Annotated in this window: 12 protein-coding genes; 9 read left to right on the top strand and 3 right to left on the bottom strand. The window is 43.6% G+C overall.

Annotated elements, in window-relative coordinates; translation table 11 throughout:
• Positions 1 to 12: 12 nt before the first annotated feature.
• Both DWW91_RS05655 and DWW91_RS05660 read left to right on the top strand, forming a co-directional pair.
• Complete coding sequence (locus tag DWW91_RS05655) at positions 13 to 1,704, top strand: RagB/SusD family nutrient uptake outer membrane protein (RefSeq protein ID WP_122327200.1); 1,692 nt, start codon at positions 13 to 15, stop codon at positions 1,702 to 1,704.
• A gap of 101 nt (positions 1,705 to 1,805) precedes the next feature.
• Entirely contained in the window at positions 1,806 to 3,248 is a 1,443-nt protein-coding gene (locus tag DWW91_RS05660; RefSeq protein WP_122327201.1) for a family 43 glycosylhydrolase, read from the top strand.
• A gap of 163 nt (positions 3,249 to 3,411) precedes the next feature.
• Here the strand turns inward: DWW91_RS05660 and DWW91_RS05665 are convergent, their stop codons facing one another.
• Complete coding sequence (locus tag DWW91_RS05665) at positions 3,412 to 4,017, bottom strand: HU family DNA-binding protein (RefSeq protein WP_048316454.1); 606 nt, start codon at positions 4,015 to 4,017, stop codon at positions 3,412 to 3,414.
• A gap of 254 nt (positions 4,018 to 4,271) precedes the next feature.
• Between DWW91_RS05665 and DWW91_RS05670 the strand changes: the two genes are divergently transcribed.
• The 3 genes from DWW91_RS05670 to DWW91_RS05680 all read left to right on the top strand — a co-directional run bounded on the left by DWW91_RS05670 (position 4,272) and on the right by DWW91_RS05680 (position 5,835).
• A complete protein-coding gene (locus tag DWW91_RS05670; RefSeq protein ID WP_122327202.1) occupies positions 4,272 to 4,556 on the top strand; it encodes a BT4734/BF3469 family protein in 285 nt (94 codons plus the stop codon).
• 8 nt (positions 4,557 to 4,564) lie between these two features.
• Complete coding sequence (locus tag DWW91_RS28360) at positions 4,565 to 4,705, top strand: DUF3874 domain-containing protein (RefSeq protein WP_081615940.1); 141 nt, start codon at positions 4,565 to 4,567, stop codon at positions 4,703 to 4,705.
• 236 nt (positions 4,706 to 4,941) lie between these two features.
• On the top strand, positions 4,942 to 5,835 hold the full coding sequence (locus DWW91_RS05680) for a HEPN domain-containing protein (protein ID WP_010802343.1): 894 nt from the start codon (positions 4,942 to 4,944) through the stop codon (positions 5,833 to 5,835).
• Between the two features lie 211 nt (positions 5,836 to 6,046).
• Here DWW91_RS05680 and DWW91_RS27800 read toward each other — a convergent pair whose 3' ends face one another.
• Both DWW91_RS27800 and DWW91_RS05685 read right to left on the bottom strand, forming a co-directional pair.
• A complete protein-coding gene (locus tag DWW91_RS27800) occupies positions 6,047 to 6,205 on the bottom strand; it encodes a hypothetical protein (protein ID WP_007657504.1) in 159 nt (52 codons plus the stop codon).
• A 121-nt stretch (positions 6,206 to 6,326) separates the two neighbouring features.
• On the bottom strand, positions 6,327 to 6,620 hold the full coding sequence (locus DWW91_RS05685) for a nucleotidyltransferase family protein (RefSeq protein ID WP_122327203.1): 294 nt from the start codon (positions 6,618 to 6,620) through the stop codon (positions 6,327 to 6,329).
• A 163-nt stretch (positions 6,621 to 6,783) separates the two neighbouring features.
• Here DWW91_RS05685 and ileS point away from each other — a divergent pair, with 163 nt between their 5' ends.
• From ileS to DWW91_RS05705, 4 genes are all read left to right on the top strand, one after another.
• Positions 6,784 to 10,212 (top strand): isoleucine--tRNA ligase, encoded by a 3,429-nt coding sequence (gene ileS, locus DWW91_RS05690; protein WP_122327204.1) that lies wholly within the window; start codon positions 6,784 to 6,786, stop codon positions 10,210 to 10,212.
• 118 nt (positions 10,213 to 10,330) lie between these two features.
• Positions 10,331 to 10,711, top strand: a complete 381-nt coding sequence (locus tag DWW91_RS05695; protein WP_007657507.1) for a TraR/DksA C4-type zinc finger protein — start codon at positions 10,331 to 10,333, stop codon at positions 10,709 to 10,711.
• Positions 10,712 to 11,338 (top strand): lipoprotein signal peptidase, encoded by a 627-nt coding sequence (locus DWW91_RS05700; protein ID WP_122327205.1) that lies wholly within the window; start codon positions 10,712 to 10,714, stop codon positions 11,336 to 11,338.
• Positions 11,339 to 12,148 (top strand): DUF4296 domain-containing protein, encoded by an 810-nt coding sequence (locus DWW91_RS05705; RefSeq protein ID WP_122327206.1) that lies wholly within the window; start codon positions 11,339 to 11,341, stop codon positions 12,146 to 12,148.
• Positions 12,149 to 12,156 lie beyond the last annotated feature (8 nt).

Consider the following 12,156-nt stretch of genomic DNA (forward strand, 5'->3'; position numbering starts at 1 on the left):
ATTGAAATCATCATGAATAATAAATTATTATCGATAGTCTTTTTAGTAGGATGTGCACTCTGTTCTTGTGACGACGTGCTGGACGCACTTCCTGAAGATAAATTGCCGGAAGAAACTTTTTGGCAGACACCCGGTAATGTCCGTGCATTTGTTGCAGACGTATATTCCCGCTCTTTCCCGTTGGAATATGAAATGCATCCTTGTTTCGATGAAGCGATGTCTGATAATTCCCATATGGCATGGGAGGGATGGTATACCAATATAAAATTGATTGCTAACGGTTCATATCTTACAACCACTTCTGTTGTAAATAATAATTGGGCTTATGCCTATACCAATATCCGTATGACCTGTCAGTTTCTGCAAAACATAGAGAAATGTACAGAGTTGGATACTGCGGAAAAAGAGGCGCTTACCGGACAAATACGCTTTTTCCTGGCTTACAGTTATATCCGTTTAGTCGCCCTGTACGGAGATGTACCTTTGGTTGAAAAAGTGTTGACAGAAGAAGAGTCCAAAATTCAGACCAGAACGCCCAAGGCTGAAGTGCTGGCGTTTGCCCACGGTCAACTCGACCAGGCTATTAAGGAGTTGGATGGTAAGGCACTCGGAAAAGGACGTGTTACGGCCGGAGCATGTAAGGCCCTGAAAGCACGTGCTTATTTATGGGAAAATGATTATAGTAACCTGCTGGCTGTTACATCGGAATTGATTGGTAAATATTCGCTCAACACTGCCGGTGAGACACCTTATGCCGACCTGTTCAACGGGAATGCCGAAGATGCGGACGAAATTATTCTGGCACGTGAACATGCCCATACAAGTGGAAGTATCACAACCGGTAACCGGTTGAATCAAGCATTTTTCCTGAAAGAAATGTCTGGTGGAGATGCTCTTCGTGCACTTACCCCTACCGGAAGTTTGATCGATGCTTACCCGATGGCTGATGGCCGGTTGATACATGAAAATGGTTCTACTTATAATCCGAAAGATCCTTATAAAGATAGAGACCCCCGTCTGGCACAATCTATTATCTATCCCACTTCTACGATTCGTGAATCGAAAACAATGACATGGGTACTTTATGATCCGGAATCAGAAGAAAGTATCCCGGGACAACGTTATGATGCGAAAGAGCCTTCATCTACCGGATATGTCTGGAAGAAGTATTGCGACTGGAGCGATCATGCCATGGTCCAAATCCTGGACGGTGGTGTAGATGTTATCTATTTCCGCTATGCAGATGTATTGTTGATGCACGCCGAAGCATTGCTCGAAACGAAAGGGGTTGCCGCTTCTTCTGAAATTTTCGGTATTATCAACCAATTGCGTGATCGTTGTGGCGGCGGACGTGTAACGGCGGCCAACTATACATCGGAAGATGCACTGCGGACATTGGTTCGTAACGAACGCCGTGTGGAATTGGCAAATGAAGGTCTGCGTTTCTTCGACCTTCGCCGTTGGAAGGTTGCTGAAAAGACTGTGGCAGTCTCCGGTGAGGGAATGAATGGCGAAGTATATGGTGCTTTTATGCGTTTGGACGGTGTCGGTGCTACCGACAGGACAGTAACTGTGGATGGTGTTCCCCGTCGCTATGTGGAAACATATAAATTCGATCCTTCCAGGCATTACCTGTTCCCGGTACCATCTAAAGACATCGACCTGACCAACGGTTCGTTGACGCAAAATCCGGGATGGAACTAAGCTGGATCTTTCCATCGTAATAAACATTGAAGGGCTGTGTCAAAATGGGGTTTTGATACAGCTTCTTCTTAAATCATAATTAGAAAAACAGTTGATTTTATATGAATTACTATTTTTGGGCAGGTTGTCTGCTTATGGTGGGACTACTGGTCGGATGTCAATCAGGAGAAAAGAAGACATTGTCCGATAAAGGTGAAAGTGTCTTTCCTGTCTCCACTCATCGGGCATTGAATCCGATAGCACCTTCGGGTGTATTTATAGCCGATCCGGAAGTTAGGCAAATGCCTGACGGACGTGTCTATATTTATGGTTCGCGCGACGAACCCGGTAACAGCTGGTGTTCGCATTCTTATAACGTGCTTTCTTCTTCCGATCTGGTGAACTGGCATGTGGAGCAATTCTCCTTTGCCACCGAAGGGGTGGGGAAGCAGGTCGACTATACCGACAGGCTTTTGTTTGCACCCGACTGTATCTACCGGGATGGAAAATACTATCTCTATTATTGCCTGGCCGGAGGTGGGGAAGATGAAGGTGTTGCCGTTTCTTCTTCTCCTTATGGTCCGTTCAGGGATGGGAAGGTAATGGAAGGGATAAGCGGTATTGACCCGTCCGTATTCATCGATGATGACGGGCAGGCCTATTTGTTTTGGGGACAATGGCATGCCAGGGGGGCAAAGCTGAGTAAGGATATGCTTTCCATAGAAGGAGCTGTTCATGACAGTTTGCTGACCTATAAAACGCATTTTTTCAATGAAGGCAGCTCGGTCCGCAAAAGAAACGGCATCTATTATTTAGTATATGGAAGCCATTCACGGCATGGAGAGTCCAACTGCGCTACGTTGGATTATGCGACAGCGACTTCTCCGTTAGGTCCTTATACATACAGAGGGGTCATTATCGATAATTGGGGTAGTGACAGGAATCTGGTGAACAATCATGGTTGCATCACCGAAATCGACGGACAATGGTATATCGCTTATCATCGTCCTACCCATGCAACTGCAACAGGTACTATGCGGAAAGCCTGTCTGGAGCCTATCACTTTTAATCCGGACGGCACGATACCTGAAGTAGAAATGACTACACAGGGAATCGGCGGTCCCATCTCTCCGTTCTATCGGATGGATGCAGCCAGGGCTTGTCTATTGTCAGGCAATGTGATGGTATCCGTACGCAGGCCGGATAACGATATTCCGGTAGAGTATTTGGCAGGTATTCGTGACGGGGATTATGCTTATTGGAAATATTATGACTTTACCGGTACCGATGCCGACCGTTTTATTTGTAAGACATGGGGCAAGAACAGGGCCGCAAAGATCGAAATTCGTTTGGATGGTCCGGAAGGTGAGTTGCTTGGAGTCTGTGATCTGACTCCTATGGAGGGTGAAGTGGCTTATGCCGTTCATGAAACAAAAATTAAACCGGTTACAGGCAAACATGCGTTGGTACTGGTTTTTAAAGCGGTTGAACCGGCGGATACAGAGGATGAAGACTTAATGAATTTGGAGTGGTTTACTTTTTCTACTTCCCATACTCCTCGGTGAAGTGGTATTTTTTGGAAAAAGGACTATAGTTTTGCCTGGTTGGGCATTATACTATAGTCCTGAATTCATCTCAAAATAGAATGATTTCTACTTCTTCTATTCAAAATAAGTTTTCCGGAATAATTCCTTCATTTGTTCATCTGTGAGTAATATCTGCTTATTATCAACCCTCTACAGATGAAGGCAATGAATAAACCCTGGTGCTTCGATACCCATTTTTCTCCAATTTACCTTCATCGATCAGCTTTTTCAGGTCTTCCAAAGCACGATACTTGGAGCAACCCGTCAGTTCCCGGTAATCGCCACAAGTGATATAATGATGCTTTTCCAGGTATTCCGTCAGCCTGTGGACCCGTTCTTCGAAAGGAGGCAACACACCTTTTCCTTCCGGCATGCGTTCCAGATCCATTGTCTTTAGTTTGTTTTTCAGGTATTTGCCACAGCGGAAATTCACATTCTTGAAGTGGATCGACTCGCTTCGGATCTCCTTCTTATCCATGACCGGACGCGAAGAAAGCGAGACACTGAAAAAGCCCAATTCCTCCAGTTCGACATTATATCCCTGATCCAGACGGCTGGCCATCACATCGGCAATGACCCGCAACGCCCCTTTTAGATCGGCTCCCGACATTCCGGAGCGAGCTTCCGCCTCTTCTATCAGATCGTTCGTACGGATTGTTCCGTAAGGTACTACACGCGGATGCAACGCCTGTTTTTTCTTATCTCCCGTTGGGTTCGGATTGCGAACCATTCGATATCTTGCACACATATCAGTTGTTTTTTAAGGTGTAACCAGGCATCCGGTAATGCCGGAGTGCTTTCTTATATCTTATTTGTCAGTTATCATACGCTTGTTCGACTGCTGTAGGACGCTTGTAAGACTACTGTTGAATAAGCGTATGACAATTGAAAAACAAGAAAGAATAACGCACTAAAGATATAAATAATAATCGACAGAAGCCTTGTTATCCATAGTTTTTTTTCTTATCTTTAAGCAGAAAATACACCTTGGATCACAAGCAAATGAATGTAACACAGTATAAAGACGGAAGTAAGTCCGTTAAAACCTTTTCACTTAGTGAATTAGTCGATACGATGAAGGACCGTGCGTCCGGTCGTGCAGTAGAAGAATTCCGGGAAAAACTGGAGGAGTGTCCTCCGGGTTGTCCTTGTCCGGCGGCAAGTAAACTGCCCCGGATTGTTTTTGGTGCCGAATACCGGAAGAAGAACGGAGAGATGAAAATGGCAGCCTACAATGGTCTTGTCCTTCTCGAAGTCGGTAAGATGGAGGCGATTGGTTATCAGTAGCTGAGATCATGCAACATATCCGTAAGCGTAGCCGCCTTAGTTTCAGTAGCACAACGATCAATGGCTTTGGTCGTTTACTGCGCCGAAATAACTATCCTTCTCGCCACGCTTTGCGTGGAAATTTGTATCATGTAGAAGAGATCGGATGATATTCTTCATTTTGTTCATCTGCAAGGCGTTTATTTTTAGTGTTATAACTTTGCAGATGAATAAATGAAGGAAAAAATGGGAAAACATTTATTCGGCATATATGGCATAGAGCAAGCAGATGGTTTATAACTGTATTGCAGTTTCAGAAAAAATGAATGTATGTAAGTTTGATTAGTTACGGCAGTAAACTTTTTGTACTTTTGTAGACATTATCGTACATAATAATACAGGCATAATGAAAGACTCGATAGCTTATTTACCCAAAGACAAGCAGGAAGATTTAAACTTTCTGGTTAATGAGATACAGAAAAGATTACCTCAGACGGAGTTTATTATTCTGTATGGTAGCTATGCAAGAGGAAATTATGTACGCCGTAGCATACGGATTGAAGATGGCGGTATTCCTACCGTCAAAATATCCGATTATGATATCTATGTGATAACCAGTGGCATCAATAGTAAAAAGGCTGATACTATTCTGGATAACGTGGAAGATATATTTTTTGCCGGAAAGGATTTTGACCGGGATACTCCTGTTCAGTTTATCAATGATGATATTAAGATAGTAAATAAGTACCTGGAGGAGGGGCGATATTTCTATACACAGATTAAACAGGAAGGTATTGTTCTGTATAATAGCGGTAAATACAAACTGGCTCGCCGCCGGAAATTAAATTATGCAGAGATAAAGGAACAGGCGCAGGAATATTTTGATGAGAAGTTTAGTTACGCAAATGATTTTCTTGGAGTTACCAAGCTTATCTACGAGAATATGAATAATTATAAACTTTGTTCATTTAATCTTCATCAAGCCTGTGAGAATTATTACTATGCAATTCGATTGACATATACTTTACGAAATAATAAGCAACATAATCTTTCCAAACTATCATCTTCCACTAAAAGGTATTCAGAGGATTTGGCAACAGTTTTTCCACAAGATACACTTGAAGAAAAACGGCTTTTTACTTTATTAAAGGCTGCTTATGTGGATGCCCGGTACAATCCGCATTTTGTTGTGACCAAAGAGGATATCGATCAACTAACTCCGAAAGTAGAATTGTTAAGGGATATAACAAAACGGATTTGTGAATCGAAGATTAAGGAGTATGCGGAGAAAGTTTTGTGAAACTTTGTCAGGTTTGTTGTTGCTGCAATTCGATTATGTAATATAGGCATCACTCATCGTTATTAAAGGATATTTTTAAATCAGTTCTTTCAAATCATAGTACATTGGAATTGTATCGTCTTCGACATCGTTAACTAATTGTTTAAATCCGCGTCGCCGCAATCAAACGGTTTTATCTTTTCTAATTCTTCTAACTTTGCTAATTTCATGTTCACATCATAAAGGTTGCTATTTTCTTTATATTCTCGTAAGCTTCCTTTATACGTCTTTTTTCATCGTCAGAAGCTGGTTTCACATCCTTAATGGATTGATTAAAACGCTTTGCGTCTTCTCCAAATATGATTGGAGTCTCTTTTATCGGTTTGGCCATCGTAATAATTGTTTATAGTTTATAAATCCGATACAAAGATAAATATTATTCTTGATCTTTCTCCTATTTAGTCAAGGAAAGATCAAGAATACACGAATGAATTAATACTATCCTGTTTTTGTCAAACATATAAAGCTTCCTTTTCGATATTTCGTTTCAGATACTCATCCATACGATCACGCAATCTTACCAGGTCGACCCGGGATCCTAGCAAAGCTTCAAGATCAAATTTGATACGGGCTAATGTGAGTAGATTGGGAGCGGGGGCTTCAAAACAAATACCCACATCGCTATTTTCTGTTTGCTCACCACGGGCAACACTGCCGAAAATCCCCATACGGACAATACCATATTTACCGGCATGGGAATCCATATATTGCCGTAATAGTGTCAAGTATTCATTTGTCGATTTCATAGCAGTTACCTTTTATGAGGTCAAAGATAGTTATATTTTTTTGAAAGGGAGATTACTTAGCTTTGTAAAATCCAATCAGGTTCTACGAATTTCTTTATTGCCTAATTAGAATTAAATCACTAACTTTGCGGCATTTTTAGAAGAAAGATAAATATAACGCGAAATGAGTAAGAAATTTGCCGAATATTCTAAGTTTGACTTATCGAATGTCAATAAAGAGGTGCTGAAGAAGTGGCAGGATGGAGACATCTTCCACAAGAGTCTTGAAATCCGCGAAGGATACCCCTCATTTGTATTTTACGAAGGACCGCCTTCTGCAAATGGTATGCCGGGTATTCACCACGTTATTGCCCGTTCGATTAAGGACATTTTCTGCCGTTACAAGACCATGAAAGGATTCCTGGTCAACCGTAAGGCGGGATGGGATACGCACGGCCTGCCGGTTGAGTTGGGCGTGGAGAAATCCATGGGTATAACCAAGGAAGATATCGGCAAGAAGATTTCTGTCGCTGACTATAATGCAGCTTGCCGCCGCGATGTGATGAAGTTTACCAAAGAATGGGAAGACCTCACTAACAAGATGGGCTATTGGGTGGATATGGAAAATCCGTATATCACCTACGATAACCGTTACATCGAAACGCTGTGGTATCTGCTGAAAGAATTATATAAAAAAGGTTTGCTGTACAAAGGATATACGATCCAACCGTATTCGCCGGCAGCCGGAACAGGTCTTAGCTCACACGAGTTGAACCAGCCGGGTTGCTACCGCGATGTGAAAGATACGACTTGTACGGCACAATTCCATATCCTCGATCCGAAGCCCGAAATGGCACAGTTCGGTGATGCATTCTTCCTGGCATGGACGACTACTCCGTGGACATTGCCTTCAAATACGGCTCTTTGCGTAGGTCCGAATATCACTTACGTGGCTGTTCAGACGTACAATCCGTATACCGGTATGCCGATGACTGTCGTGTTGGCAAAGGATTTGATGGATGCACATTTCAATCCGAAAGCTGCCGGTCTGGAACTGTCTGATTATAAGATAGGAGATAAGCTGATACCGTTTAAGGTGGTTGGCGAATGGAAAGGACCGGAATTGGCTGGCATGCATTATGAACAGCTGATTCCCTGGGTAAATCCGGGCGAAGGTGCTTTCCGTGTAATTACGGGTGATTATGTAACAACCGAAGATGGTACGGGTATCGTACATATCGCTCCGACTTTCGGTGCGGATGACGACCGTGTGGCTAAGGCAGCAGGTGTGCCGCCGTTAATGATGATCGACAAGGATGGCAACAGACGTCCGATGGTGGATATGACCGGTAAATTCTATCTGCTGGAAGACCTGGATCCTGAATTCGTACAGACCCGTATGAATGCGGCTGACTATGATCCGTTCCAGGGTAAGTTCGTAAAGAATGCGTACGATCCGGAGAAAACCGATAAAGACGAAACATTGGATATTGAAATATGTATGATGCTGAAAGTGCAGAACCGCGTGTTCCGCATCGAAAAGCATGTACACAACTATCCGCACTGCTGGCGTACCGACAAACCGGTGTTGTATTATCCGTTGGATAGCTGGTTTATCCGCACAACAGCCTGCCGTGATCGTATGATCGAACTGAATAATACGATCAACTGGAAGCCGCAGAGCACCGGTACAGGACGTTTCGGTAAATGGTTGGAAAACCTTCAGGACTGGAACCTGAGCCGTAGCCGTTATTGGGGTACTCCGTTACCAATCTGGCGTACGGAAGACGGAACGGAAGAAAAATGTATCGGTTCGGTGGAAGAACTGTACAACGAAATAGAAAAGGCTGTTAAAGCCGGATTCATGGAAAGCAATCCTTATAAGGATAAAGGCTTCAATCCGGGTGAATATAATAAGGATAATTACGAAAAGATCGACTTGCACCGTCCGTATGTGGATGAGGTGATCCTGGTCTCTGAAAGCGGTAAGCCGATGAAACGGGAAACCGACCTGATCGATGTTTGGTTCGACTCGGGTGCGATGCCTTATGCCCAGATCCATTATCCGTTCGAGAATAAGGAAATATTGGATAACCGTACGGTTTATCCGGCCGACTTTATCGCGGAAGGTGTCGACCAGACACGCGGTTGGTTCTTTACCCTGCATGCCCTGGCTACGATGGTTTTCGATAGTGTGGCTTATAAAGCGGTTGTTTCCAACGGTCTGGTACTGGACAAGAATGGAAATAAGATGTCCAAACGATTGGGAAATGCGGTCGATCCGTTCTCTACGATCGAACAATATGGTTCCGACCCGTTGCGTTGGTATATGATTACGAATGCATCTCCGTGGGATAACATCAAGTTCGATATCGACGGAATGGATGAAGTACGCCGTAAGTTCTTCGGTACATTATATAATACCTATTCATTCTTCTCGCTCTATGCCAATGTGGACGGCTTCGATTATTCGGAACCGGATGTTCCGTTGAACGAACGCCCGGAGATCGACCGCTGGATTCTTTCTTTGCTGAATACATTGGTGAAAGATGTGGACGGATTCTATGATACCTACGAACCGACCCGTGCGGGACGTGCTATCTCCGAATTTGTAAACGATAACCTGAGTAACTGGTATGTACGCCTGAACCGTCGCCGTTTCTGGGGTGGTGGTATGACAACCGATAAGTTGTCGGCTTACCAGACTTTATATACTTGCCTGGAAACGATAGCCAAGTTGATGGCTCCGATTGCTCCGTTCTATGCCGATCAGTTGTTCTGCGACCTGATTGCTGTAACCGGACGTGAGACGGTTGAGTCTGTCCACTTATCCGATTTCCCGAAATATGATGAAGCATTGATCGATAAAGATCTGGAAGAACGTATGAAGATGGCGCAGGATGTTTCGTCCATGGTGCTGGCTTTGCGTCGTAAAGTGAATATCAAAGTTCGTCAACCGCTTCAAACCATTATGGTGCCGGTTATGGATGCCCATCAGCAGGAAAGTATCGAAGCTGTGAAGAATCTGATCCTGAACGAAGTGAATGTGAAGGAACTGAAGTTTGTCGATAACGCTGCCGGAATCCTGGTAAAACGTATCAAGCCGGACTTTAAGAAGTTAGGCCCGCGTTACGGTAAGATCATGAAGAGTCTGGCTGCCGCTATTCAAAGCATGAGTCAGGAGGATATCCTTGCATTCGAAGCTGCCGGAACATTCACGCTGAAAGTGGAAGGACAGGATGCAACCGTTGAACGTACGGATGTTGAAATTATCTCGGAAGATATCCCGGGCTGGCTGGTTGCCAATGAAGGCCGTCTGACTGTAGCTCTTGATATTACAGTTACCGAAAGCCTGCGTAAGGAAGGTTTGGCACGCGAATTGGTAAACCGTATCCAGAACTTGCGTAAGAGCAACGGTTACGATATAACGGATAAAATCAATGTGACTATTCTTTCGACCGATGAAATGGATGATGCAATTAAGGAATTTAATGAGTACATTGCGAACCAAGTGCTGGCTGTATCTGTTGAAATAACGGAACATGCCATAAGCGATGCGACTGTCCTTGATTTCGAAGATTTCAATCTGTCGGTACGAATCGAAAAAGAGTGATTTTTTCTATAAAAAAGAAAGGCGTCCCTTGCCGCATATAAATATTATCGTATATTTGGACTGCGACTTGGTCGCCTGATATATATTATGAATTGTGGAACCTAAAATTAAATGAACCATGGCAGAAAAGACTAGATATTCGGATGCTGAACTCGAGGAGTTCCGCGCCATTATTTTAGAGAAGTTGGAGGTAGCCAAGAAGGATTACGAGTTGTTGAGATCGGGTGTAACCAATTCTGATGGTAACGATGTGGCTGATACATCACCAACATTTAAGGTGTTGGAAGAAGGTGCCGCAACTTTGTCGAAGGAAGAGGCCGGACGTTTGGCACAACGCCAGATGAAGTTCATACAGAACTTACAGGCTGCTTTGATCCGTATAGAAAATAAAACGTATGGCATTTGTCGTGAAACGGGTAAACTGATCCCGAAGGAAAGACTGCGTGCCGTTCCTCATGCTACTTTGAGTATCGAAGCAAAACAAGGAGGTAAGAGATAAATGAAATTTTCTAAAGGTTGGGGAGCAGTGTTGATTATAATGCTGCTCCTTATTCTTGACCAGGCTCTCAAAATTTGGATCAAGACACACATGCAGTTGCATGAGAGTATAGAGATTACCCCGTGGTTTTATCTCTATTTTACCGAGAATCCGGGAATGGCTTTCGGTATAGAAGTAATAGGTAAGTTGTTTTTGTCGATATTCCGTATTGTGGCGGTCGGCTTTATCGGTTATTATCTGTATAAGCTTGTAAAAGACAAATATAACTTCGGTTTTATTGCTTGTGTCTCGTTGATATTTGCAGGAGCAATCGGTAATATTATCGACTCTATATTTTATGGAGTGGTATTTGATCATAGTTTCGGTCAGATCGCATCTTTTATGCCTGCGGGCGGAGGGTATGCGGGATGGCTGCACGGGAAAGTAGTGGATATGTTTTACTTCCCGTTGATTCAGACGGTATTGCCTGACTGGCTTCCTATCTGGGGAGGGGAGGAGTTTGTCTTTTTCCGTCCTATCTTCAACCTGGCGGATTCAGCAATCTGCGTAGGTGTTTTCTTATTATTGATATTTTACCGGCATACCTTGTCGGCCAGTCTCTCTAAAGAAAAAGAAAGTAATAAATAAATGCGGAATAAATTGCGCAGATATGGTGTCGCATTGTTGACGGCAGCTTTGTTGGTTTCCTGTAGTAAAGTGCCTGATGGTATTTTGTCGGAAAAGGAAATGAAGGCTGTCCTGATCGATATGCAACTGGCTGAAGCTATGATCAGCACGGATTATAAAAAGTATAGCGACGATGCTGAGAAAGATGCGCTTTACCAGTCTGTATTCCGCAAGCATAAAATAGAACAGGCTGTTTATGACAGTTCGCTGGTCTGGTATGGGCGTAACCTGGATGTGTACATGCAGGTGTACGATCTGGTATTGGCCGAACTGAATGAACGGCAAAAGGCGCTGGGAGATGTGCAGGCAAATGCCGCCCCTGTATCTAAACAGGATTCGGTAGATATCTGGCCGCGTCTTACTTATCTTACCTTAGAACCGAATGCCTTGTTTAACGGGATAGCGGTCGATATTAAACCGGAAACCAACTATCCGTCCGGCAGTACGTTTGTATTGGGAATGCGCGTCTGGGGATTGAACGATGCGATGAAGAATCGTCCGGAGATCCGTCTGAGCGCAAATCAGGGCGATACGATTATTACCGTAAACGACAAAATTCTTCGCGACGGTTATCATGAAACAACGTTAAGGACTTTGCCTACCAAACAGGTAAAGAGCGTGTATGGTTTTATCCGCCTGAACGGAAAAGATGATTCCACCTCTTATTTCAAAGTTTATGTGGATAGTTTGAATCTGATGAGGTATAACTACGGTCGGTTACCGGAAAACGACTCCATACAAGTAGCACGTAAGGATTCCATAAAGAATTAGATCAAAAT

Origin of the sequence: Parabacteroides sp. AF17-3 (assembly GCF_003635445.1) — a bacterium.
Lineage (GTDB): Bacteria > Bacteroidota > Bacteroidia > Bacteroidales > Tannerellaceae > Parabacteroides > Parabacteroides goldsteinii.

Excerpts from the sequence above, each read along its gene's own strand:
- DWW91_RS05695 (WP_007657507.1), top strand. The coding sequence starts at position 10,331 with ATGGCAGAAAAGACTAGATATTCGGATGCTGAACTCGAGGAGTTCCGC.
- DWW91_RS05700 (WP_122327205.1), top strand. The coding sequence starts at position 10,712 with ATGAAATTTTCTAAAGGTTGGGGAGCAGTGTTGATTATAATGCTGCTC.
- ileS (WP_122327204.1), top strand. The coding sequence starts at position 6,784 with ATGAGTAAGAAATTTGCCGAATATTCTAAGTTTGACTTATCGAATGTC.
- DWW91_RS05655 (WP_122327200.1), top strand. The coding sequence starts at position 13 with ATGAATAATAAATTATTATCGATAGTCTTTTTAGTAGGATGTGCACTC.
- DWW91_RS05685 (WP_122327203.1), bottom strand. The coding sequence starts at position 6,620 with ATGAAATCGACAAATGAATACTTGACACTATTACGGCAATATATGGAT.
- DWW91_RS28360 (WP_081615940.1), top strand. The coding sequence starts at position 4,565 with ATGCAACATATCCGTAAGCGTAGCCGCCTTAGTTTCAGTAGCACAACG.
- DWW91_RS05680 (WP_010802343.1), top strand. The coding sequence starts at position 4,942 with ATGAAAGACTCGATAGCTTATTTACCCAAAGACAAGCAGGAAGATTTA.
- DWW91_RS05705 (WP_122327206.1), top strand. The coding sequence starts at position 11,339 with ATGCGGAATAAATTGCGCAGATATGGTGTCGCATTGTTGACGGCAGCT.
- DWW91_RS05660 (WP_122327201.1), top strand. The coding sequence starts at position 1,806 with ATGAATTACTATTTTTGGGCAGGTTGTCTGCTTATGGTGGGACTACTG.
- DWW91_RS05670 (WP_122327202.1), top strand. The coding sequence starts at position 4,272 with ATGAATGTAACACAGTATAAAGACGGAAGTAAGTCCGTTAAAACCTTT.
- DWW91_RS27800 (WP_007657504.1), bottom strand. The coding sequence starts at position 6,205 with ATGGCCAAACCGATAAAAGAGACTCCAATCATATTTGGAGAAGACGCA.
- DWW91_RS05665 (WP_048316454.1), bottom strand. The coding sequence starts at position 4,017 with ATGTGTGCAAGATATCGAATGGTTCGCAATCCGAACCCAACGGGAGAT.